Here is a 23,480-nt window from a genome sequence, read left to right as displayed (position 1 = left end):
TGAGACGACGGCTCAGGCGCGGGGCCGAAGGGAGTTGAGGACCAGGACGGTGGTGGCGGCACGGGTGCTCAGTGAGGCGTAGGGGTTGTCCTGGCTGGGCCAGCCGGTGAAGTGCTCGTCGGTGTAGGCACCCCAGACAGGCCCGGGGAACAGGGGGATGACGGGGAGCTGGTCGGCGTAGCGCTGCTGGATCTGGTGGCAGATCTCGATCTGGCGGGCCTGGTCGGTGGTGGCGGCGAGCTGGCCGAGCAGGGCGGTGGCCTGCTCGTCACCGAAGCGGTGGTAGTTCTCCAGGGCGTGGGTGCCGATGGGCTTGACCTTCTGGGTGCTCATGGTCGCCTCGTAGTAGGTGTACGGGGTGGCGCCCAGGGAGGACCAGCACACGGCGGTCTCGAAGGTACCGGTCTCCAGGGCGGCGGTGACCTCGGTCCAGTCCGGTGAGTCGACGGTGGCACTGATGCCGATGTCGGCGAGGTTCTGGACAATGATCCGGGCGACACTGAGCCAGTCCGACGACGTCGAACCCACCTGGATCGTCAGGGCCAACGGCTTGCCGTTCAGGTCCATGCGCTTGGAGTCGGCCCCCAGCCGGTAGCCGGCGGCGTCGAGGGCGGCGGTGGCGGCGGCCTTGTCATAGGTGCACAGCGGCAGGGCGGCCACGGCCGGGTCCTTCCAGGCCCGGAAGCCCTCCCCCAGGCCGGTGGGGTCGGCGGGCTGGGCATAGCCGGACATGCCGGTGGCGCAGATGGTCTTGCGGTCGATGGCCTGGCTGAGGGCCTTGCGGAAGGCGGGGTCGTTGTAGGGGGCCTTGGTGGTGTTGAGGGTCCACTGGATGGTGGAGTCGGCGCCGGGGAACCAGTAGTGGCGGTGGGCGGGGTCCTTGTCGATGTAGGCGGTCTGGATGTCGGCCATGTACTGGGGCGCCCAGTCGACGTCGCCGCTGACGGCGGCCAGGTTGGCACTGTCGTTGCCGGCGAAGGCCAGCATGCGGATGCCGGGGAGCGAGGTGTGGTCGGCGGTGTGGCCGGTGCTGGGGGTGCCGGTGGGGTCATCACCGGAGGCGCTGGCGTCGTCGCCCTGATGGTTACTGCCCCAGTAGGTGGGGTTGGGCATGAGGTCGAAGGACTGGGTCTGGAAGCTGGTGACCTTGGTGAAGGGGCCGGTGGCGATGGGGGCGGGGTTGGGGTACTTGGCGGGCTCGGAGATGGCGGACCACACGTGGTCGGGGGCGATGAGCTGGCTGCCGAGCTCCTGCAGGGCGACAGAGTTGGGGCGGGTGAAGGTGAGGGTGACGGCGGTGGCGTTGTTGGCGGTGACGGAGTCGAGATAGTCGTAGCCGCCGGCGACGGCGCGGTGGACGGCGAAGGTGGTGACGACGTCCTTGGCGACCAGGGGCCTGCCGTCGGACCAGGTCACGCCGGGGCGCAGGTGGAAGGTGAGGGAGGCGGCGTCGTCGGACATGGCCCAGGACTCGGCGAGCCAGGGGGTGATCTCGCCGCTGAGGGGATTGACGATGAGGAGGGGCTCGTAGATCGCCTGCCCGGTCATGGGGGCGCTGTTGGTGGTGAAGGGATTGAAGTTGCGGGTGAAGGTGCCCATGTCCTCGCGCGGGATCGTCAGCAGACGTGGGCCGGCGGCGCTCCTGGAGCAACCGGAGGCGGCCAGCAGCGAGGCGAGGCCGGCGGCGCCCCCGGCCAGGACCTGGCGGCGGGTGGGGCCGGGCCAGCGGGGTGAGACCTCGATGGGCACGGCTGGTCCTTTCGTCCAGGGAGTTCCTACTTCCTGGGCAAGATTATCGCGCTGCTGGGCCGTTCACCCTGGGCGCAGAGGCCGCCGGCGCGGACACCGCGCCTCAGGCGGACGGCGAGCGCGAGATGTCCGAGCGCATGCCTGAGCCGGGACTATGAAATACAACGTTCACACTCTATGCCAGTATCAAGGTTTTCGTTATCATAGTGATGAGTTCTTCTGCGTCGGCGAGGGAAGGACGGGTGACGATGACGCCCATGGCCGCCCAGGCCCCCGAGGTCGCTCGACCCGTCGGTGACGCGTTGCCGCCCCGGCGCAGGCGTCGCACCCCTGTATGGGCCTCGCAGCGGGTTCTCAAGGCGACCATGGCGGTCACGGGCACGATCATGGCCCTGTTCGTCGTGGTCCACATGATCGGCAACCTCAAGGTTCTGGCGGGTCCTGAGGCCTTCAACGGCTACGCCGCCTGGCTGCGGGAGGTCGCCTACCCGCTCCTGCCGCACGAGGGCCTCCTGTGGGCGATGCGCCTGGCGCTGGGCGCGTGCATCGTGCTGCACGTGGCCGCGGGAATCACGCTGTGGCGGCGCGCGAGGGGTGCGCGCGGGCCCTTCCGACGTCGGGCTCTGCCCGCCCGCACCATCGGTGCTCGCTCCATGCTCGTCACCGGCGCCCTCATCGGGGTCTTCGTCCTCGTCCACATCCTCGACCTGACCATCGGCCGCCTCGTCGCCCCTGAGAGCTTCCAGGCGCCGACGACGTCGAACGGCGAGCTGCAGGTCAGCGCCTACCACAACCTCGTGGCGAGCCTGTCGCGCCCCGGCATGGCGGTCTTCTACAGCCTGGTCATGCTGGCGCTCGCCCTCCATCTGGCGCAGGGCCTGTGGAACGTGGTCATCGACCTGGGCGCCACCGGCTCTCGGCTGCGCAAGGCGTGCCGCGCCGTCGCCCTGGCCGTGGCCCTGGCCATCGCGGTCGTCAATGGTCTGCTGCCGGTACTCATCTGCACGGGGGTGATCGGATGAGTGCGAGTGCGCAACCGGCCGTCGGCGGCCTGTACGACGTCGGCGAGGACCTCGACGCGCGCCTGCCGGACTGCCCGCCCGAGCAGGCCTGGGAGCGTCGGCGTGACGAGTACCGCCTGGTCAACCCCTCCAACCGCCGCAAGCTGACCGTCATCGTGGTGGGCGCCGGGCTGGCCGGTTCCGGGGCGGCTGCGACCCTGGGACGCCTGGGCTACCGGGTGGAGTGCTTCAGCCTGCACGACGCCCCGCGCCGCGCCCACTCGGTGGCCGCGCAGGGCGGGATCAACGCCGCCCGGGCCCGCAAGGTCGACGGCGACTCCCTGGCGCGCTTCGTCAAGGACACCGTCAAGGGCGGGGACTACCGGGGCCGGGAGGCCGACGTCGTGCGCCTGGGGCTGGAGTCCGGCCGGGTCATCGACCACATGGAGGCGATCGGGGCGCCCTTCGCCCGCGAGTACGGCGGCCAGCTCGCCACCCGCTCCTTCGGCGGGGTGCAGGTCTCGCGCACCTACTACACGCGCGGGCAGACCGGTCAGCAGCTGGAGATCGCCTGCGCCCAGGCCCTCCAGGAGCAGATCGCCGCCGGGAGCGTCCACATGCACACCCGCACCGAGATGCTCGACCTCATCGTGGCCGACTCCCGCGCCCAGGGCATCGTCACCCGGGACCTGCTCTCCGGCGAGGTGAGCGCCCACACCGCTCACGCCGTCGTGCTGGCCACCGGCGGCTACGGCAGCGTCTACCACTACTCGACCCTGGCCATGGCCTCCAACGCCACCGCCACCTGGCGCGCCCACCGGCGCGGGGCGGCCTTCGCCTCCGCCTGCATGGTGCAGTTCCACCCCACGGCGCTGCCGGTGAGCTCGCACTGGCAGTCCAAGACCACTCTCATGAGCGAGTCCCTGCGCAACGACGGGCGCATCTGGGTGCCCGCGCGCCCCGGGGACGAGCGGCCCCCGAACGACATCCCCGAGGATGAGCGCGATTACTACCTGGAGCGCAAGTATCCGGCCTTCGGCAACCTCACCCCGCGCGACGTGGCCTCGCGCAACGCCCGTGAGCAGATCGAGTCCGGCCGCGGCGTCGGGCCGCTGCGCAACTCGGTCTACCTCGACTTCCGCGACGCGCTGGAGCGGCTGGGCAAGGAGACCATCGCCTCGCGCTACGGCAACCTGTTCGAGATGTACCTCGACGCCACTGGCGAGGACCCCTACGAGGTGCCCATGCGCATCGCCCCGGGCGCCCACTTCACGATGGGTGGGCTGTGGGTGGACTTCGACCAGATGTCCACGATCCCGGGACTGTTCGTGGGCGGGGAGGCCTCGAACAACTACCACGGCGCCAACCGCCTGGGGGCGAACTCGCTGCTGAGCGCCAGCGTGGACGGCTGGTTCGTGCTTCCGCTGACCGTGCCGAACTACCTGGCCGGGCTGGTGGGCAGTAGGCCCCTGAGCCCCGACGCGCCGGAGGCGATCCAGACCGTGGCCGCAACCCGCGAGCGCATTGAGGCGCTCATGGCGGTGGGCGGGACCCACCGTCCCGTGTGGTTCCACCGCCGTCTGGGTGAGGTCCTCTACGCCGGCTGCGGGGTCAGCCGCTCCGAGGCGGGGCTGCTGCACGCCCTGGAGGAGGTGCGCGCCCTTCGCGAGGAGTTCTGGGCCGACGTCACCGTGGTCGGTGGTCAGGCGCGGCTCAACCAGGAGCTGGAGAGGGCACTGCGGGTCGCCGACTTCCTGGAGCTGGCGGAGGTCATGATCCTTGACGCCCTGGACCGGCGCGAGTCCGCCGGCGCCCACTTCCGCGAGGAGTACGCGACGCAGGGCGGCGAGGCCCAGCGCAATGACGATGCCTGGTGCTCCGTGTCGGCCTGGCAGACGGGGCCCGACGGCGGGCACACGCGCCGGTCCGAGCCGCTGAGCTTCTCGCTGGTGCCCATGCAGGTGAGGGATTACCGATGAGGGTCGAACTGGAGATCTGGCGGCAGGACGGGCCGCAGGCGCAAGGCTTCTTCGAGAGCCACGTAGTGGAGGACGCCGAGCCGCAGATGAGTCTGCTGGAGCTGCTCGACCGCCTCAACGACCAGATCATCGAGGCCGGCGGTGAGCCGGTGGTCTTCGAGTCGGACTGCCGGGAGGGAGTGTGCGGGGCCTGCGGCTTCCTCGTCAACGGGGTGCCGCACGGGCCGCTGGACACGACGCCGGCGTGCCGTCAGCACTTGCGGGCCTTCCCGGGGGTGACGCGCTTCCGGCTGGAACCGTGGAGGTCGGCGGCCTTCGCGGTCATCCGGGACCTGGCGGTGGACCGGACGGCCCTCGACGAGCTCATCCGGGTGGGCGGGACCGTCGACGTGGCCGCGGGGACCGCACCGGACGCCGACGACGTCGCCCAGGGGCACCTTCAGGCGGAGCGGGCTCTGGACTTCGCCGCCTGCATCGGCTGCGGGGCCTGCGTGGCGGCCTGCCCGAACGGGGCGGCGGCACTCTTCGCCGGGGCGAAGCTGGCGAACCTGTCGCTCATGCCGGCCGGACGCATCGAGCGGGGGCGCCGGGCCCGGGCGATGACGCGGGAGCTCGATGAGCTCTTCGGACCGTGCTCGGTGTACGGCGAGTGCGTGCCCGCATGCCCGGCGGGGATCCCGATCGAGGCGATCGCGCTACTCAACCGGGAGGTGCTGCGCGCCGGTCTGCGCGGAGCGACCCACGACGACTAGGGCCTGTTACACAAGTAGGGACGCATCCGCGAGTTCGTACCTTAGGTCGCGCGTTCGTACCCTTTACCCCTCGAACGCGCGAACTAAGGTACGACCGCGACGTCGACGACCGGCGAGAACCGGGCTCCACCCCGACATATGCAACACGGCCTAACGCCGGTCGCACCTTCCGGATCGACTGCCATCCCCCTGCCCCTGCACTCACTCTGCCGGAGAAGCGGGGCTCAGGATGCGGGCTTGTGGGCGACGAGGGCGATGCCGACCATGTCCTTCTCGTAGCGCTTGAAGGTACGGGCCATCCCCTGGACGCGCCGGCGCAGTGCCTTGTCCGCGGCGACGTTGCGCGCGATCCGCAGGAAACCGCCCACCCCCTCGTCACGGATGTTGCGCCCGACCTTGAGCAAGGCCATGGGGGCGGTGTCGACCCAGTCGACGACGAGCCCGGCGCCCTCCATGAGCTCCTTCCAAGCAGCGGCGGTCATGGGGCGGGCGTTGACGTGGATGGAGCGGGCCAGGTCGCGGCGCAGCTCGGCGTAGTACTCCTCGTCGATGTCGTCGGGGGTGACGCCGAGCTCGTGGATGGCGTAGCGCCCGCCGGGACGCAGGACGCGGGCGGCCTCGGCGACGATGGCGGCCTTCCCCTTGTCCCCCTGCATGGTAAGCATGGCCTCGCCGACGACGACGTCGGCGCTGGCCTCGTCCAGGCCGGTGTCGGCGGCCTCGCCCTGGCGGACGGTGCCGAGGTCCCCGACGACGGCGGCCACGCGCCGGGCGGCGTCGGGGTCGCGGTCGATGGCGGTGTAGGAGGCGGGACCTGCCTTGACGATCTCGGCGGCGGTGCGCCCCAGGCCCGGGGCGAGCTCGACGACGTCGGCGCCGGCCAGGCGGGCGTGGCCGAGCATGGAGGCGGACAGGGCGGCGCCGCCGGGGCGCAGGACGCGCTTGCCGGCCCGGGCCAGGACCCAGTGGCCGGGCGCGGAGGCGATGGGGCGGTCGGCGTAGGGCAGCGGGAGATCTGCCGAGGTGGATGAGGAACCGGAAGAGGTCGAGGCGGCGGTGTCTGTGGAGTCAGCGGGCTTCTCGCTCATGAGGTCAGCCTAACCACAGTGGTTGCGGTTCGGACAGAGTTCGCCGTCGATGACTCTGCAACGCGAGCAGGACTCCCAGACGGCTCAGGCCTCAGAAGATGAATGCCGGGCGGCAGCCGAGTTCGGCACGCGCCCGTTGAGTACGACACCAGCACCGCGACTATAAGGCAGGTTAGGCAGATGCGACGTCTTGGAGGTTGTCGAGGAAGCTCCTGATGACCTCGGCGCCGCTCGCGAGCGTATCAATCTGTTCTTCGACGTCGCGGAGCCGACGGCGCAGCTCGGGTGCAACGGAGGGGCAGGCTCTCAGCGCACCGCTTTCCGTGGCACAGGGCAGCACCGTCCTGATGAGTGAGAGCGGGAATCCGGCGTGAGACAGCGCAACGATCTGGCGGGCGGCTAGAACCTCTTCAGCGCCGTAGTCACGATAGCCGTTGTCACGGCGCGTGGGCGCCAGCAGTCCCTCGGTCTCGTAGTAGCGCAGCATCCGCGGGCTGGTGCCAGCGCGCCGAGCAGCTTCGGAGATGCGCATGCGCGACTCTCCTCAATCGTTTTACTGGACTGCGTCAGCATCTCTTGACATTGACAGCGCTGTCAAGGCTTAGCGTTGAGGCGCTCTCTACGGACTGGAGGACGGTATGGGCAGAAAACTTTCACTACTCGGGTTCGCGGTCATGTTCCTGATCGGCTCGGACACCTTCGTCGTCGCGCCACTGCTGCCGTCACTGGCCAAGGCATTCGACGTGTCGACGACGCAGAGTGGCTGGCTGGTCAGCGTCTATGCGATCGGGTACGCGCTCACCGGGCTGGTGTCCGGGCCGATCTCGGACCGAGGTAACCGCAGGATCATTCTTACGCTTGGGATGGTGGTCTTCGCGTTGGCAACAGCCGCCTGCGCAGTCTCCCCGGGATTCTGGACGATGTTCATCTTCCGTTTCATCACTGGCGGTGCGGCGGCCATCGCTGCACCGCAAGTGTGGGCAATGATCCCCACCCTCGTCGGCCCGGATCAGAAAAGCGTTCTGCGCGTCATGGGATACACGACCGCCGGGCTGTCCATCGCTCAGGTCGTCGGGGTTCCTCTCGGAAGCCTCCTCGCAATCATCGACTGGCGCATTGTCTTCCCCATCATCGGGGTCTGTTCGTTGGGGTTGACAGTCACGCTCTGGTACCAGATCCCTGATATCCACCCGACCGCGGCGGCTAAGAAGGTGCCATACCTGACCCTGCTCCACGCGCCGCAGGCGATCACACGATTCCTTTCCTACCTCGTGTACACCCTGGCGTTCTTCACCGTGTTCACCTACGCACCAACCTGGCTGGAGGACGGCCTGGGCACGTCGAAGGTCACCGTGGCGCTCATCATCCTGGCCGGCGGGATCGGTAATACGATCGGCAGCCTTTTCGGCGTCCGCCTGACCGGCCGTATGACCCCGGTCCGGTCCATCTACCTGAGTGCCGCGGTGATGGGCATCGCCTACCTGGTGCTCGCCGTCTCCCCACCTCCGATCGTTGTGGGGTTGATGTTCCTACCTCTCTTCGCCTGCGGAGGAGCAATGCTCAGCGTCCGTATGCTCCACTTGCAGCAGCTCGACAGCACAGCACGCGGCACCATCTCCACTCTCACCAGTGCGGTGATGTACCTCGGCACAACGGTGGCCGGGCTTATCGGTGGCCCGTTGCTCACTCTCACCGGCAACTTCACCGCTATCGGCATCACCGCGTTCCTCCTGAGTACCATCAGCGCACTGATGATCCGTCCAAGCCCCCTCAGAGCTTGAGGTCGATGATCTGACACCGACTCATCGTCTCGGGGAACTGTAATGCGCAACCAGCTCTGAGCCGATACGGGCGAGTTCAGACCGCAGACAAGGCGGCGACAAGACATCGATGCGGTCACCCCACCCCGCAAGCCTCTCAGCCAATCCGACTAGCATGTGGGCACGAACTTCGACAATACTCACGTCACCCTCCTCAATGAGGCTGACATACCTTCCGAACTGATGACGCAGCGCAGGAACGATCGATGAGTGCACTCTCAGCACCGCAGCAATACCGGACCTCTTCCTTTCAATAACCTCAGCTTGAGTACTCCAATAGGTCGCGACATCAAAATCTGACGGAGGATCGAATCCCTCATCGGTAACGACAATATCCTCAAGCCTCGACACTCGATACGTCCGCACTCCATGCTCACCATCAGCGACGAGATACCACACACCAGCTTTATTCACCAGCCCCAGAGGAAGCAGACGTTTAACACTACGCTCCGCATTTCTCGACTTATAGGAAGCCGTCACTATTCGGCGCCGAGCGACTACGTCACATAGCCGGCTCAGGACCGACGTCACAACATCCGCTGATTTTCCCCAGGCAACACGGTCATCATGAACCGATGCCATCAACCGTTCAGCCTCATCGCGCAGAGAAGACGGCAATGCCTGGAGGAACTTCATCGTGGGCACCCGAGTTTCCGAATCGTTCAGCGCCGCCGTGCCCAGTATCCGCGACAGCGCCCACACTTCACCCGCCGACATACCAGTCAGATCAGTTCGAGCACCTCCGACAAGAGCCCAGCCACCACCTCGGCCTGGCCGCGCATAGACCGGGATGCCCGCCATCGAGAGGGCCTCGAGGTCTCGTCGGGCAGTAGCCGGTGAGACCTCGAGCTCTGCGGCCACCTGAGAGGCAGTCATCCTCCCACGCGACTGGAGGAGCAACAGCAGGGCGATCAGGCGGTCTGCACGCACAGTCAGATCATCTCAGACAATGTGTGCACCGGATGAGCACTTTCAGTTCTAGGTTGAGAGCCACAAGGCACCTCACCGAAAGGACATGCCATGACCATCCTGCAAGGACTCACCACAATGGTTCTTACCGCCGACGACGTCGACGCCGCCTCTCGCTGGTACGCAGACCTACTGGGCATCACTCCGTATTACCGCAGTCCGCAAACCGGCCCTTGCGCCTACACCGAGTTCCGCATCGGTCCGGACGAGGACGAACTGGGAATAATGGATCGCTCCTTCATGACACCATCCCCGACTCCGACAGCATCCCCCATCACCTACTGGCACACCGACGATATTCACACGACGTTCACCACCCTCGTTGCGCACGGGGCATACAGTCACACGCCCACCACCGAGCGCGGGGGTGGATTCACGACAGCCTCTATCGTTGACCCCTTCGGAAATATGATCGGCATCATGTACAGTCCTCACTGGAGAGCGCGCCACTAAACTGGCATCGCAACACTTCAGTACCCTCAGCACAGTGGCCGTCATTCGCGATACGGTGTCCGCATGGATCAGCACATCACCCCCGCCATCTGGTGCGACGGCACCGCCGACGAAGCGGCCCGGTTCTACGTCGACGTCTTCCGCGAGGGCTCCATCGTCGAGCAGGTGCCCGGGCTCGCCGCCACGGTCAGCATCCATGGCTTCCGCCTCTCACTCATCAACGGCGGAGACCAGTACGCCCCGAACCCGTCGATCAGCTGCATCTTGAACTTCGACCCGCTCCTGTTCGGCGGCGAGGAGCAGGCCCGGGCCTACCTCGATGAGCTCTACGAGCGGCTCTCCGCCGGCGGCGTGCTCATGGAGCTGGGAGAGTACCCCTTCTCGCCGCGCTACGCCTGGGTCCGCGACCGCTTCGGCATGACCTGGCGGCTCATGCTCACCGACCCTGCCGGCGAGCCGCGTCCCTTCATCCTGCCCTCCTTCATGTTTGGCGGAACCAACCACGCCAACGCCGAGGAGGCCACTGACGCCTGGATCGCCCTGTTCGACGACGCCCACCGCGGAGCCCTGCGCCGCTACGAGGAGGGTGGGCCGATGGAGGCGGGCACCATCATGTTCACCGACTTCACGCTGCGCGGCACCTGGATGGCGGCCATGGACTCGGGGGCCTTCCACGACTTCACCTTCACGCCCGGGGTCTCCATGATCGTCTCCTGCCGGGACCAGGAGGAGATCGACCGCTACTGGACGGGACTGTCAGCCGTGCCCGAGGCCGAGCGCTGCGGCTGGTGCGTCGACCGCTGGGGCGTCTCCTGGCAGGTCGTCCCCCACAACATCGCCGAGCTCATGGCCGACGCCGCCACCCGCGAGAAGATCCTGCATATGGGCAAGATCGACCTGACCGGGCTGTAGGCGAGGGACTGCCCAGGACGGCCCGACACCCAGATCGAGGACGTACTTTTCCCGCAAACCCCTGGGGGCCGACCTCAGTCGTCCGCGGGAAGACCCAGTCCTCACGGGGAAAGTACGTCCCTGGTCCGGACCGCCGCGGCCTCGAGCAACCAGCGTGAGCCCGGATCAGACCCTGGTGACGCGGTCGAGGCTGGGGACGCCGGCACGGATGGCCGGGTACTGTCCGTCGTCGTGCTTGCGACGGTGCATGGCCACGTAGTGGCGCTCGGTGGAGCCGTCGTAGACCTGGCGGGGCCGCCCGATGCGCTTGGCCGGATCGGCGATCATCTCGCGGTACTGGGCGATCCAGCCCGGCAGCCGCCCGAGGGCGAACAGGGGCGTGAACATCTTCGTGGGGAAGCCCATCGCCTGGTAGATGAGGCCGGTGTAGAAGTCGACGTTCGGGTACAGGCTGCGCGAGACGAAGTACTCGTCGCGCAGCGCCGTCTCCTCCAGCTCCATGGCGATCTCGAGCTTGCGGTCGCCGTCGTCGGAGCCCAGACGGGTCAGGACGTCGTGGGCGGTCTCCTTGACGATCGCGGCGCGCGGGTCGTAGTTCTTGTAGACCCGATGGCCGAAGCCCATGAGCCGGACGCCGTCCTCCTTGTCCTTGACCTTGCGGACGAACTCGGCCGTGCTCATCCCCGAGCTCTGGATCGTGTCCAGCATCCGCAGGACGGCCTCGTTCGCCCCGCCGTGCAGCGGCCCGGACAGCGCGCCGACGCCCGCGGCCACGGAGGCGTACATGTTGGCGTCGGAGGAGCCCACGAGGCGCACGGTGGAGGTCGAGCAGTTCTGCTCGTGGTCGGCGTGCAGGATGAGGAGCATGTCCAGGGCCCGCACCACGGCCGGGTCGATCTCGTAGGACTGGTAGGGCATGCCGAAGGTCAGGCGGATGAAGTCCTCGACGTAGGAGCGCTGCGGGTCGGGGTAGAGCAGCGGCAGGCCGATGGCGCGCCGGGCGATGTAGCTGATCATCGTGGGCATCTTGGCCAGCAGCAGCACGGTGGCGAGCTCGCGCTCGTAGGGGTCGTGCGGGTTGAGGGTGTCCTCGTAGTAGGTGGCCAGGCCCGCGATCCCCGCCTGGAGGATCGCCATCGGGTGACCCGAGGAGGGGAAGGAGGTGAAGAAGCCGCGGAAGTCCTCGTGCAGGAGGCGGTGACGCGAGATGCGTCGCTCCATGCGCTCGAAGGACTCACGGTCGGGCAACTCGCCGTTGATGAGGAGGTAGGCGACCTCCAGGAAGGTCGAGGACTTGGCCAGCTCCTCGATCGGGTAGCCGCGGTAGCGCAGGATCCCGGCCGCGCCGTCGATGTAGGTGATCTGCGAGGTGCACGACGCCGTGTTGGTGAAGCCCGGGTCGAGCGTCACCACGCCGGTGGAGCCCAGCAGCTTGGAAACGCCCAGGCCGTCGGAGCCGTCGGTCGCCCGGGTGCGCGGCAGCTCAAGGCTCTTGTCGTCGACGCTCAGCAGGCCGGGGGCGCCGACGACGCCTGACTGGCTCTGCTCCGGCTGCTCAGCTGGGGCCGCGGCGGGGGTGGGGGTGCTCGTCATCATCTCTCCTGGGCTCGGGGCCGCGCGCATCGCGACGGCGAGGCCTGGGTCCACGGGGCGGTCCTGTGGATCCTGCGCACACTGTACGGGGTGTGCTGTCACGGCGTCGTCTCATTGGCCCGACTCACAGCCCACTGCGGTTACCCGACTCAGCGGGCACTCCACCTTCAGGCGCGCCTTGACGAATTTATCAAGTCCGACGTCGGCCGAAGAACTTATCAAAGCGTTGGTCGGGCGCTGAACTGGCCGCCTGTTCCGACCTCAGCCGGCGAAGAGGGCGGCGGCCTCAGGTGAGCGCAGGCGCGCGGCGGCGGCCTCCACGCGCTCATCGGTGTCGGTCAGGCTCATGCGCACCCGCCCGGCCCCGGCCTCGCCGTAGAAGTCACCGGGCGCCACAACGATCCCCAGCTCGGCGAAGGCCCCCACGAGGTCGTAGGCACTCATCGACTCGGGCCCCTGGAGCCACAGGTACAGGCCGGCCACGGAGGCCGGGTCGTTGACGAGCCCGGCGGCGGCGGTCGCCTCCACAAGCACCTCGCGGCGCTCCCGGTAGACCTCCTTCTGCACCTCCATGTGCGCCTCGTCCCCGAGGGCCGCCACGAGGGCGGCCTGGACCGGAGTCGGCACGAGCATCCCGGTGTGCTTACGCACCTCGGTGACCGCGCCCACGAGAGAGGCGTCCCCGGCGAGGAAGGCCGCCCGGTAGCCGGCCAGGTTGGACTGCTTGGACAGGGAGTACAGGGCGAGCAGACCGCTCCGGCCCGCCTCTCCCCCGACCCGGGGGTCCAGGAGGCTCGGGATCGGCTCGGCGTCCCACGGCGCTTCCCAGGCGAGCTCGGCGTAGCACTCGTCGGAGATGACGATCGCGCCGCGCCCCCTGGCCCAGGCGACGACCCGGGCCAGCTGCTCGGTGTCCAGGACGTGCCCGTCGGGGTTACCGGGGCTGTTGAGCCAGACGATGGCCACCCGCGCGTCGTCGGCGACGTCCCAGGTGGCGGGGTCGGCGTCGGTGTCCACGGGGACCGGGGTCGCACCCACGAGGCGAGCGCCGACGTCGTAGGTGGGGTAGGCGGCCCGCGGGTGCAGGACGAGGTCGCCGGGGCCCACGCCCAGGTGGAGCGGCAGGAGGGCCACGGACTCCTTGGAGCCGATCGTGGGGATGACCTCGTCGTCGCTCAGGCCGCCCACGCCCCGGCGGCGCTCCATCCACTCGATGATGGCGGCACGTACCACGGGGGCACCGACCGTCGTCGGGTAGCCGGGGGCGTTGGCGGCCGCGGACAGGGCGTTCCGGGCGATCTCGGGGGTGGGGTCGACGGGTGTGCCCACGGCGAGGTCGACGACGCCGTCTGGGTGCTCGGCGGCGCGCTCCCGGTAGGGGCGCAGGGAGTCCCAGGGGAAGTCGGGTAGGGCGAGGCGGCGGGGCAGGTGGGGGCTGGGGAAGGTCTCAGGTGTCGCGCTGGTGCTCACGGCGCCGATTCTTCCTCACACGCGGGTGCGCCTCCACCCCCTCCCGGCCCCGCCCACTGGCTCAGTAGCCGTTGGCCTCTTTCCACTCCTCGTTCTGCGGAGGCAGGGCGGCGATCATGGGATCGTCGTAGTCCAGGGCACCGGTCCTCTGGGCACCACCGGGCGACCCCAGCCCCTTGAGCTCGAAGAAGTCGATGTTGGCGCGGGTGTAGTCCTCCCACTCCTCGGGAACATCGTCCTCGTAGAAGATCGCCTCGGTGGGGCACACGGGCTCGCAGGCCCCGCAGTCGACGCACTCGTCGGCGTTGATGTAGAGGCTGCGTTCACCCTCATAGATGCAGTCGACGGGACACTCGTCAACGCAGGCACGGTCCTTGACGTCGACGCAGGGCTGGGCAATGACGTACGTCATAGCAGCAGTGTCCTTTCTCCTCTGGGAATCGCCCGCGCGGGTGGGCGGGGTCGGGGCAAGTATCGTCCTCCAGGGCCCCTCGACCCAAGAGGCGGAAGAGTGGCCGTCAGCACGCCGAAAACTCGGGGTTGTCGCGCCGCCATTACGTCACTTCCCCGGCACGAATGTCGTAGGTAACAGCGGTTTCGGATGCAGAGGCGCTCAGGCCGCGTCAGGAGCAGATCACATTGACGTCGCCGTCGTACTTGGTGGTGAGCACGTCATCGGGCAGGGCCTTGCCGTCGTGCTTACGGGTTCGAGTGACAGTGATGTCGAATCCCTGCTGCCCCCCGGAGCTGGGCTGACAATCGGGACCGGATCCGCGCTCGGTCCTTACTGGACGAAAGTTGGTGCGATCCGAGGAGGTGATGGACACGTCGTAGTACTTGGTGGACCACAGCCGCACGTGGATCTGCTCGCCGTCCAGCCATGCCTGGACCAGCACCGACTGGGAGGTCGAGTTCGTGAACTTCACGTCGAGATTGCCGGTCCACAGGGTCGCCTCGCGCCCGGCCGGGTAGCGCTCGAAGTAGTACTGGTGGGGATGATGCTCGGTGTCATCCATCCCAGCCTCGAAGCCGGCGTTGAAGACGGTGGTGGCCACCTGGCTGAGCCCACCCCCCATCGAGTCAACATGCTGCCCGTTCTGGATGACACCGGCGTCGGCGAACCCGTGGGCGTAGTCGACAGCCCCCAGGGTCTGCTCCAGGGAGAAGACCTCGCCGGGCTTGACCACGGAGCCGTTGACGAGCTCGGCACCGCGGGTGAGGTTCTGGGTGCGCGGCGCGTCCCCGCTGTTGTAGGGAGTGGCGAACTCTCCGACCACCTCGGTGATGCCCCACTCATTCTGCGGCGTCGTCACCGTCGGCTCGGCAACGACCATCGGCAGGGTCACGGTCCGCCCGGCGACGTCGGTGGCGGAGGTACCCGCCTTGAGCAGGCTCTCGGACAGAGCGGCGGTGTCGATGAGGTTTCCCTGGGCGGAGGGAACGTACTGGGGCTGGGCACCGGGCGCACCGGCGGCCGAGCCATCGATCTTCCAGGTGGCGTTCTGGGCCGGCGTCTCAACCTGGCCGACCCTGGCGACGACGGCATCGTGCAGCGCCGTCGTGTCGAAGGTAGCGCTCAGCGCGCCTCCCTCGGAGGAGATCCGCAGCATACCGGCGGTGTCGTGGGGAGAGAAAGCCGCGGCCGCGCCGGTGGCCTTACCCTGCGTGTTGGCGCTCGCCGCATCGACGGTCAGTCCGCTGGACAGCAACGGCGTGAGCGTGCCGTCCACGAACGTGGTGGCCTCCTCGTCAGTGATGGCGGGGACGGCGGTGCCCTCGGGCATGGCGATGGTCTGCTTGCCCAGCGGCCAGGAGCCGGTGAGCTGCTTGACGGAGGCATCGACGTCGAGGCCGATGCCGTTGCTCGCGGGCGTGGTGACGGGCTTGGTGCCCTCCAGGGCGACGGTGGCGGAGACGGCTCCGTTGGCCATCGTGTCGACCCGGTCCTCCAGGGCACCGCGCAGAGTGTCGGCATCGACCCGGATGACGGCGTCGGTGCGCTGGCCGCCCATGCGCTGGACCAAGGAGACGGGGTTGAGGGTGAAACCGGTGAGCCGTTTGACCGAGGCGCCGGCGTCCACCGAGACGCCCGAGCCGGCGGGCACGAGCTCGGAGCTGCCCTGCCCCACGGTGAGGGTCACCGGCTGGGCGAGCTGGTCGCCGACACCCTTGCTGATGCGGTTCTGAGCCTCCTTGGGGCTCAGACCGGAGACATCGACGCCGGAGACACTGGTCCCCGAGGCGATGTGCTGGGTGGTCCACCAGGCGATGCCGCCCCAGGCCAGCAGGAAGGCCGCGGCACCGGCGACGCAGGCGGCGGGGATAAGACTCCGACGACGCGAGGCACTGACTCCTTCAGCCGCCTGATCTGCCTTCTTCGCGGTCTTGGTCGAGGACTTGGAGAAGGCGGCCGGGAACGCGGCCTCCCCCACCGGCTCGATGTAGACCCCGGCAGGCTCGGTCCCCTGAGACGCAGCAGGATCGGTGGACGCGGCGGCCTCGGCGACGACGGCGCCCTGCTGAGGCTCCGATGACGCGGCGGACGGGCTCTTCGGCACGATCGACGGCGGCATGTCGCCGGAGTCGGGGCTCCATACGGCACCCCGCCCGGCACTGACAGACACGTCGGCCCCGGTCTGATCGTGGGGAGAATCGTAGGGGGAAAGGACCTCGGCAGGGGTGGCGGCCGCATCGACTACGTCCACTGATACCGGCGTCTTCACCGGTTCGGCGGCCGCAGGCTGGACAGCGACCGGCTCAGCATCAGCCTCCGCAACCGGCCCAGCCGGCTCATCAGCGGCAGCGGCCTCTCCCGTACTCTGGTCAACTTCAGCGGCAGTGCCGGAGGACTCTTGAGTCTCCTCGACGGGCTGCCGCACGTCCTGAACCTCGCTGTCGGGCGCGCGGGTCCGCCCGCCCTGGGACTCGTCATCGAGGTTGACGGTCGGGGCGTCGTCAGGGCTCCCGGCCTCGGCAGAAGAACCCTCCGTACCGGCCTGGTTCTCGGCGCGATTCTCTTCCGGCTCGACGACGGTCGGCTGTGCGGGCTCGACCGGCTCGACGGACTCGGGGGCGGAGTCTGAGGGGACAGACTTCCCCCCGCGGCTGATGGACTGGCTCATGGGCGGTGATTCCTCTCAGGCCTCGGCACGGCGACGGCGGGCGTTCTCGCGGAAGCGCTCCTGGGAGTTCAGGATGACCTTGCGGATGCGCACGGCGTCCGGGGTGACCTCGACGCACTCGTCGTCGGCGGCGAACTCGAGGGCCTCCTCCAGGGTGAGGCGGCGCGGGGGCACGAGGGCCTCGAAGGTGTCGGCGGTTGAGGAGCGCATATTGGTCTGCTGCTTCTCTCGGACCACGTTGACGTCCATGTCCTCACCGCGGGGGTTCTCCCCCACGACCTGCCCCTCGTAGGTCTCCTGGGTGGGCTCGACGAAGAAGCTACCGCGGTCCTGCAGGCGGATGAGGGCGTAGGCGGTCACGGCACCGGCGCGGTCGGAGACGAGGGAGCCGGTGGTGCGCGAGACGATCTGCCCGGCCCAGGGGGCGTAGCCCTCGGCGATGGAGGAGGCGATGCCGGTGCCGCGGGTGTCGGTGAGGAACTGGGTGCGGAAGCCGATGAGGCCGCGGGCCGGTACGAGGAACTCCATGCGGATCCAGCCGGTGCCGTGGTTGGTCATGGTCTCCATCTGGCCCTTGCGGGCGGCCATGAGCTGGGTGACGGCGCCCAGGTACTCCTCAGGAACGTCGATGGTCATACGCTCGATGGGTTCGTGGCGCTTGCCGTCGATGGTGCGGGTGACCACCTGCGGCTTGCCGACGGTCAGCTCGAAGCCCTCGCGGCGCATCTGCTCCACGAGGATCGCCAGCGCCAGCTCCCCGCGCCCCTGAACCTCCCAGGCGTCGGGCCGGGTGGTGGGCAGGACCCGCAGGGAGACGTTGCCGATGAGCTCACGGTCCAGGCGGTCCTTGACCTGGCGGGCGGTCACCTTGGCGCCCTTGGTGCGCCCGGCCATCGGGGAGGTGTTGATGCCGATGGTCATGGCGATGGCGGGGTCGTCCACGGTGATGAGCGGCAGCGGGCGGGGGTCCTCGGGGTCCACGAGGGACTCGCCGATGGTGATGTCCTCGATCCCGGCGACGGCGACGATGTCACCGGCGTGCGCCTCCTCGGCGGGCTTGCGGTCCAGGCCCTCGGTGACGAGGAGCTCGGAGACGCGGGCCGAGGCGAGCGAACCGTCGTGGCGGGCCCAGGCCACCGTCTGGCCCTTGCGCAGGGTGCCGTTGTGAATGCGCAGCAGCGCCAGGCGCCCCAGGAAGGGCGAGGCGTCCAGGTTGGTGACGTGGGCCTGCAGGGGCGCGCCCTCCTCGTAGGAGGGACCGGGGATCCGCTCGATGATGGTGCGGAAGAGCGGCTCGAGGTTCTCACTGGCCGGCAGCTCGCCGTCGGCCGGGGCCTCGGTGCCGGCACGGCGGGCCTTGGCGGAGGCGTAGATGACCGGGACGTCCAGGACGGCGTCGAGGTCGATGTCGGGGTGCTCGTCGGCCAGGTCGCTGGCCAGGGACAGCAGCAGGTCGGTGGACTCGGCGACGACCTCGTCGAGCCGGGAGTCGGGGCGGTCCACCTTATTGACCACGAGGATGACCGGCAGGTTCGCGGCCAGGGCCTTGCGCAGCACGAAGCGGGTCTGGGGCAGGGGTCCCTCGGAGGCGTCGACGAGGAGGACGACGCCGTCGACCATGGACAGCCCGCGCTCGACCTCGCCGCCGAAGTCGGCGTGACCGGGAGTATCGATGACGTTGATGGTGATGCCCTCAGCGCAGCCGGCGTCCACGGCGGAGGGCCCCGAGTAGTGCACCGCGGTGTTCTTGGCGAGGATCGTGATGCCCTTCTCGCGCTCCAGCTCGCCGGAGTCCATGACGCGCTCGCCGGTGGTCTCCTCAGTGGCCCGGGATCCGAAGGCGCCCGCCTCCCAGAGCATGGCGTCGACAAGAGTGGTCTTGCCGTGATCGACGTGGGCGACGATGGCAACGTTACGCAGGTCTTGGCGCACGCTCATAGGGGGCACTTCTTCCGGTGGGGGACGCCGCGGGCCGGATGCCGCTCAGACATCGACCACAGGGGCATGAAACAGGGGAATACTAGAGGATACCGGCCCTGACCCGCCGTGTCTGGGCCAACACCGTGCCTGTGCACCCACTCACGCTCGCGTCACAGGATCATGGTGACGGCCGCAGCTGTCACGGCGAGCAGCCCGGCGACGACGGCGACCGGTCGGTTGAGGCCACTGCTCAGACCCCTCGCGGCCTCGTCCACGGCCCCGTCGGGGCGGCTGCACACCTGCTCGGCGTAAGCGGTGATGAGCGCTCCGGCGTCGCCGGCGTCGAGGTTGGTGCGGTAGCTCCCCTCCCCCGTCAGGTGCTCCGGACGCACCGCCGGGTCCGGCTCGGGGCCCGGCAGCCCGTCGCGCCGCTCCTGCTGCTCGCGCAGCGCCTGGCGGCGTCGGAAGGACTCGGCCATGCCACCGCGGCGGGGTGCGGCCGAGGCCTTGACCTCGAGGTCGTCGCGGGTGGTGACGGACAGGCCCCAACGGGTGCGGCACATCTCGACCTCGTCCCAGCCGAGCACATGGGTTCGCCAGGCGTTGCGGATGGTGAGGGCCTGCGGGGTCAGGGTGATCTGCGGGGCCCACCACAGCAGCCAGGTGAGGAGGGTGAGCGCTCCCGCCCAGACCATGGCGCGCAGCCCGTGCGCCGCGCCGTCGGCGAGCCCGATCGTCAGGGCCATCGTCGCCGAGGCAAGGCCGATGAGGGCGGTGCCGAGGCGGGCCGGCAGGGAGCGGATGACGACGATGGGCACGGACGCATCATGCCCGGTACTCACTCCTGCGCCGCCTGACCCACGGTCTCGTCGGCCGTTTCGTCACTGTAGAGGTCGATTCCCGCCCCGGGTACGGCCTGGATGAGCTCGCGGGTGTAGTCCTGGCGCGGATTGGCGAAGAGCTCGTCGGCGGCGCCGGCCTCCACGATCCGGCCGTGCTCCATGACGACGACGTCGTCGGCGATCTGACGCACGACGGCCAGGTCATGGGTGATGAACAGGTAGGTCAGCTCCAGCTCGGCCTGCAGCTCGGACAGCAGGCGCAGGATCTGGGCCTGGACCAGCACGTCCAGGGCGGAGACCGCCTCGTCGAGGACGACGATCTCCGGCTTGAGGGCGAGGGCCCGGGCGATGGCGACGCGCTGACGCTGACCGCCGGAGAGCTCATGGGGGTAGCGGCGCATGACCGAGCGAGGCAGGGAGACCATGTCGAGCAGCTCGGCGACGCGCGCCTCACGCTCCTTGGCGGTGCCGATCCCATGGACCCGCAGCGGTTCCTCGATGACCCGGAAGATGGAGTACATCGGGTCCAGGGAGCCGTAGGGGTTCTGGAAGACCGGCTGCATGATGCGCCGCAGGGCGAAGAGCTCCCTGGGGCCCAGGGTGGACAGGTCCACTCCGTCGTGGAAGACCTTGCCGGAGGTGGGGTCGATGAGGTTGAGGATGATGTTGGCGACCGTGGACTTGCCGGAGCCGGACTCGCCCACGAGGGCCGTCGTCGTGCCCTTGCGGATGCAGAAGCTGACGTCGTCGACCGCCTTGAGTGCCTTGTCCTTCCCCTTGGCACCGCGCACCTCGAAGACCTTGGTGAGGTGCTCCACGCGCAGGATCTCCTCGGTGGCGCTGGATCCCAGGCTGGCGCCCAGGAGTTCGTCGTCGGTGACCTGGATACCGCGGGCGTGGGCGGACTCGATACGCCGGGAGGCCAGGGAGGGGGCGGCCTTGACCAGGCGCTGGGTGTAGGGGTGACGGGGGTCCTGGAGCACCTCGAGGCTGGGTCCGGACTCGACGACCCGGCCGCGGTGCATGACGACGATGTGCTCGGCGCGCTCGGCGGCGAGTCCCAGGTCGTGGGTGATGAAGAGCATGGCGGTGCCCAGCTCGCGCACGAGGGTCTGGAGGTGGTCGAGGATGCGCCGTTGGACGGTGACGTCCAGAGCGCTGGTGGGCTCGTCGGCGATGAGCAGATCGGGGCGGGCCGCCAAGCCGATGGCGATGAGGGCGCGCTGGCGCATGCCGCCGGAGAACTCGTGGGGGTACTGCCTGGCCCGTCGGGAGGCCTCAGGCAGGCCGGCCTGCTCCAGCAGGAGGGCCACCTGCTCATCGACGTCGATGCGTCCGCCCGCTGAGGGGACCGGCTTCTCGGCATCGTCAGTGCGCTCAGCGTGCTCATCGTGCTCGGCGAGGAGGTGGGCGAGGCGGTCGTCGGCGACACCGGCCAGGCCGTTGGCCCGCAGCGCCTCCTTGACCTGGAAGCCGATGGACCACACCGGGTTGAGGTTCGACATGGGGTCCTGGGGCACCAGGCCGATGGAGGAGCCGCGCATGGCGGTGAGCTCCTGGGGGCTCAGGTGGGTGATGTCGCGCCCCTGGAAGCGGATCGTGCCGCCGGTGACCCGGCCGGTCCCGGGCAGCAGCCCGATGACGGCGTGGGCCATGGTGGACTTGCCGGAGCCCGACTCCCCCACGATGGCCACGGATTGCCCGGGGTAGAGGGTCAGGTTCGCCTTGCGCACGGCCGGGACGAGCCCGGTCGAGGAGCGGAAGGCGACCTCGAGGTCGGTGATCTCCAGGAGCGGGTCGGCCTCGACGTTCCAGGACGCCGCGGGGGCGAAGGTCTTGCCGGAGGCTGAGGCGGCTGTCGGAGCGCTGGTCGATGTGGATGCGTTGGAGGGAGTCACTTGCGGGCCTTCGGGTCCAGGGCGTCGCGGACGACGTCGCCGAGCATGATGAAGCCGAGCACGGTCAGGGCCAGCGCGCCGGCGGGGAAGAGCAGGACGCTCGGGTGGCTGTTGAGGGCGTCCTTGGCGGCCGCGATGTCCGCGCCCCAGGAGACGACCGAGGAGGGCAGCCCGATGCCCAGGAAGCTCAAGGTGGCCTCCGAGACGATGAAGACGCCGAGCTCGACGGTGGCGGTCACGATGATGGGGGCCGCGGCGTTGGGCATGACGTGACGCAGCAGCATGGCCATGCGCCCCGAGCCCAGGGCCCGCGAGGCGGTCACGTAGTCCTCGTTCTTGACGCTCATGACCGAGCCTCGCGTGATGCGGGCGATCTGCGGCCAGCCGAACAGGGCCAGGACCAGGATGACGGTGAGGATCGAGCGGTCGTTGCGGAACATCTGCATGACGACGATGGCGGCCAGGACGAAGGGGACGGCGAAGAAGATATCGGTGACGCGGGAGAGCAGCGCGTCGAAGAACCCGCCGAAGAATCCGGCCAGTGCCCCGACGGCCGAGCCGACGAGGACCACGACAAGGGTGGTGAAGATGCCCACGCTCACTGAGGCCCGGGCGCCGTGGACGGTGCGGGCGAAGATGTCGCAGCCCTGGATGTCGAATCCGAAGGGGTGGGCCCAGGAGGGTCCCTGGTAGGAGTTGACCAGCGTGCAGTATCCGGGGTCGCGCGGCGCGATGAGGCCGGGGACGAGCGAGAAGGCCACGGCGACGGCGATGAGTACGGAGGCCGCCCAGAAGATGGGGCGACGGCGCAGCTGCCTCCAGGCGTCGAGCCAGACGGAGGCGGGGGCGGACTCGTCGGCGACGGCGTCGACGGCGCCCAGGCCGATCTCGTCGTCGGCGATGACGAAGCGCTCCTGTCCTGGGCGCACGGCGGCAGGCGTGGAGGGCGTGGGGGACGCAGTGTTCTCAGGCATAGCGGATCCTCGGGTCCAGGGCGGCGTAGAGCAGGTCCACCAGGAGGTTGGAGACGATGAAGACGAGCACGAGCACGGTGGTGAAGGACACGACCATGGGGCCGTCGCCGCGGATGATGGCGGAGTAGAGGGTGCCTCCCACGCCCTTGATGTTGAAGATGCCCTCAGTGACGATGGCGCCGCCCATGAGGGCCCCCAGGTCCGCGCCCAGGAAGGTGACGACCGGGACCAGGGAGTTGCGCAGGACGTGGACGATCATGACGCGGGCCCCGCTCAGGCCCCTGGCCCGGGCGGTGCGCACGTGGTCGGCAGTGAGGTTCTCGGCCACCTCGGTGCGGGTCAGGCGCAGCACGTAGGCGAAGGAGACGGCACCCAGCACGACCGCGGGCATGAGGAGCTCGGTGAAACCGGGGCTCTCACCGGCGGTCACCGGCAGCCACCCCAGGCGCACCCCGATGATGAACTGCAGGACGAAACCGATGACGAAGGTGGGCACGGCGATGACCACGAGGGACAGGACCAGGACGGTGGCGTCGAACCAGCCGCCCTTCCTCACCCCGGCGATGAGGCCGAAGCCGATGCCCGCGACGGCCTCGAAGGCCAGTGCCATGAGGGAGAGCTTGATGGTGATCGGGTAGGCCCGCACCAGCACGTCGAGGACGGACTCGGTCCCTCGCAGCGACTGGCCCAGGTCCAGGGTGAACAGCCCCTTGAGGTAGAGCAGGTACTGGACGATGAAGGGCTTGTCGAGGTGGTAGCCGGCCTTGATCTGCTCGATCACCTCGGGACTGAGCGAGCGCTGGCCCCCGAGCGCGGCGATCGGGTCACCCGGAAGGGCGAAGACCATTGCGTAGATGAGCAGCGTGGCCCCGAAGAACACCGGGACCATCTGCAGCAGCCTGCGTGAGACGTAACGAAGCATGTCCACTTCCTTCCGA

At 68.8% G+C, this 23,480-nt stretch carries 19 protein-coding genes; 6 read left to right on the top strand and 13 right to left on the bottom strand.

Going from position 1 to position 23,480, the window contains the following annotated elements:
• Positions 1-12 precede the first annotated feature (12 nt).
• Positions 13-1,749, bottom strand: coding sequence for an ABC transporter substrate-binding protein (locus tag HMPREF9056_RS01070; protein WP_009402059.1), 1,737 nt, complete (start codon positions 1,747-1,749; stop codon positions 13-15).
• A gap of 248 nt (positions 1,750-1,997) precedes the next feature.
• On the opposite strand from HMPREF9056_RS01070, the gene HMPREF9056_RS01065 reads away from it, so the two are divergent.
• The 3 genes from HMPREF9056_RS01065 to HMPREF9056_RS01055 are packed head-to-tail and all read left to right on the top strand — an operon-like array spanning position 1,998 to position 5,481.
• Positions 1,998-2,771 carry a succinate dehydrogenase cytochrome b subunit gene (locus tag HMPREF9056_RS01065; protein ID WP_009402055.1) on the top strand — a complete coding sequence of 258 codons (774 nt, stop codon included), beginning with the start codon at positions 1,998-2,000 and terminating at the stop codon, positions 2,769-2,771.
• Positions 2,768-4,729, top strand: a complete 1,962-nt coding sequence (locus HMPREF9056_RS01060; protein ID WP_009402054.1) for a fumarate reductase/succinate dehydrogenase flavoprotein subunit — start codon at positions 2,768-2,770, stop codon at positions 4,727-4,729. Before HMPREF9056_RS01065 ends, HMPREF9056_RS01060 begins: the two co-directional genes overlap by 4 nt.
• A complete protein-coding gene (locus HMPREF9056_RS01055) occupies positions 4,726-5,481 on the top strand; it encodes a succinate dehydrogenase/fumarate reductase iron-sulfur subunit (RefSeq protein WP_009402053.1) in 756 nt (251 codons plus the stop codon). The genes HMPREF9056_RS01060 and HMPREF9056_RS01055 overlap by 4 nt, the downstream gene beginning before the upstream one ends.
• A gap of 224 nt (positions 5,482-5,705) precedes the next feature.
• Here HMPREF9056_RS01055 and HMPREF9056_RS01050 read toward each other — a convergent pair whose 3' ends face one another.
• Together HMPREF9056_RS01050 and HMPREF9056_RS01045 are read right to left on the bottom strand one after the other, a co-directional pair.
• Complete coding sequence (locus HMPREF9056_RS01050) at positions 5,706-6,569, bottom strand: class I SAM-dependent methyltransferase (RefSeq protein ID WP_009402052.1); 864 nt, start codon at positions 6,567-6,569, stop codon at positions 5,706-5,708.
• Positions 6,570-6,741: 172 nt separating this feature from the next.
• Complete coding sequence (locus HMPREF9056_RS01045) at positions 6,742-7,101, bottom strand: MerR family transcriptional regulator (protein WP_003787255.1); 360 nt, start codon at positions 7,099-7,101, stop codon at positions 6,742-6,744.
• A gap of 106 nt (positions 7,102-7,207) precedes the next feature.
• On the opposite strand from HMPREF9056_RS01045, the gene HMPREF9056_RS01040 reads away from it, so the two are divergent.
• A complete protein-coding gene (locus HMPREF9056_RS01040) occupies positions 7,208-8,350 on the top strand; it encodes an MFS transporter (protein WP_253269886.1) in 1,143 nt (380 codons plus the stop codon).
• 21 nt (positions 8,351-8,371) lie between these two features.
• Here HMPREF9056_RS01040 and HMPREF9056_RS13325 read toward each other — a convergent pair whose 3' ends face one another.
• Positions 8,372-9,319 (bottom strand): YafY family protein, encoded by a 948-nt coding sequence (locus HMPREF9056_RS13325; protein WP_009402047.1) that lies wholly within the window; start codon positions 9,317-9,319, stop codon positions 8,372-8,374.
• 90 nt (positions 9,320-9,409) lie between these two features.
• Here HMPREF9056_RS13325 and HMPREF9056_RS01035 point away from each other — a divergent pair, with 90 nt between their 5' ends.
• Together HMPREF9056_RS01035 and HMPREF9056_RS01030 are read left to right on the top strand one after the other, a co-directional pair.
• On the top strand, positions 9,410-9,811 hold the full coding sequence (locus tag HMPREF9056_RS01035; protein ID WP_009402045.1) for a VOC family protein: 402 nt from the start codon (positions 9,410-9,412) through the stop codon (positions 9,809-9,811).
• A 63-nt stretch (positions 9,812-9,874) separates the two neighbouring features.
• Complete coding sequence (locus HMPREF9056_RS01030) at positions 9,875-10,723, top strand: VOC family protein (protein WP_009402043.1); 849 nt, start codon at positions 9,875-9,877, stop codon at positions 10,721-10,723.
• 165 nt (positions 10,724-10,888) lie between these two features.
• Here the strand turns inward: HMPREF9056_RS01030 and HMPREF9056_RS01025 are convergent, their stop codons facing one another.
• The 9 genes from HMPREF9056_RS01025 to HMPREF9056_RS00985 all read right to left on the bottom strand — a co-directional run bounded on the left by HMPREF9056_RS01025 (position 10,889) and on the right by HMPREF9056_RS00985 (position 23,464).
• Positions 10,889-12,316: a citrate synthase gene (locus tag HMPREF9056_RS01025; protein WP_087942150.1), complete on the bottom strand. Its 1,428-nt coding sequence runs from the start codon at positions 12,314-12,316 to the stop codon at positions 10,889-10,891.
• A 261-nt stretch (positions 12,317-12,577) separates the two neighbouring features.
• Positions 12,578-13,786, bottom strand: a complete 1,209-nt coding sequence (gene dapC / locus HMPREF9056_RS01020; protein WP_009402039.1) for a succinyldiaminopimelate transaminase — start codon at positions 13,784-13,786, stop codon at positions 12,578-12,580.
• A 61-nt stretch (positions 13,787-13,847) separates the two neighbouring features.
• On the bottom strand, positions 13,848-14,198 hold the full coding sequence (gene fdxA, locus HMPREF9056_RS01015; protein ID WP_009394099.1) for a ferredoxin: 351 nt from the start codon (positions 14,196-14,198) through the stop codon (positions 13,848-13,850).
• 211 nt (positions 14,199-14,409) lie between these two features.
• Positions 14,410-16,908, bottom strand: a complete 2,499-nt coding sequence (locus HMPREF9056_RS01010) for a VanW family protein (RefSeq protein WP_009402031.1) — start codon at positions 16,906-16,908, stop codon at positions 14,410-14,412.
• 15 nt (positions 16,909-16,923) lie between these two features.
• Positions 16,924-18,846, bottom strand: coding sequence for a translational GTPase TypA (gene typA / locus HMPREF9056_RS01005; protein ID WP_009402029.1), 1,923 nt, complete (start codon positions 18,844-18,846; stop codon positions 16,924-16,926).
• Between the two features lie 152 nt (positions 18,847-18,998).
• Positions 18,999-19,646 carry a PH domain-containing protein gene (locus HMPREF9056_RS01000; protein WP_253269885.1) on the bottom strand — a complete coding sequence of 216 codons (648 nt, stop codon included), beginning with the start codon at positions 19,644-19,646 and terminating at the stop codon, positions 18,999-19,001.
• A gap of 20 nt (positions 19,647-19,666) precedes the next feature.
• Positions 19,667-21,568: an ABC transporter ATP-binding protein gene (locus HMPREF9056_RS00995; protein WP_009402025.1), complete on the bottom strand. Its 1,902-nt coding sequence runs from the start codon at positions 21,566-21,568 to the stop codon at positions 19,667-19,669.
• Positions 21,565-22,542: an ABC transporter permease gene (locus HMPREF9056_RS00990; RefSeq protein WP_009402023.1), complete on the bottom strand. Its 978-nt coding sequence runs from the start codon at positions 22,540-22,542 to the stop codon at positions 21,565-21,567. The genes HMPREF9056_RS00995 and HMPREF9056_RS00990 overlap by 4 nt, the downstream gene beginning before the upstream one ends.
• On the bottom strand, positions 22,535-23,464 hold the full coding sequence (locus HMPREF9056_RS00985; RefSeq protein ID WP_009402021.1) for an ABC transporter permease: 930 nt from the start codon (positions 23,462-23,464) through the stop codon (positions 22,535-22,537). Before HMPREF9056_RS00985 ends, HMPREF9056_RS00990 begins: the two co-directional genes overlap by 8 nt.
• Positions 23,465-23,480 lie beyond the last annotated feature (16 nt).

The organism is Actinomyces sp. oral taxon 170 str. F0386, from assembly GCF_000195595.1.
In the GTDB taxonomy this organism is placed as follows: domain Bacteria; phylum Actinomycetota; class Actinomycetes; order Actinomycetales; family Actinomycetaceae; genus Actinomyces.
The sequence above is the reverse complement of the archived record's forward strand: the minus strand, read 5'-3'. Positions and strand labels throughout refer to the sequence as shown.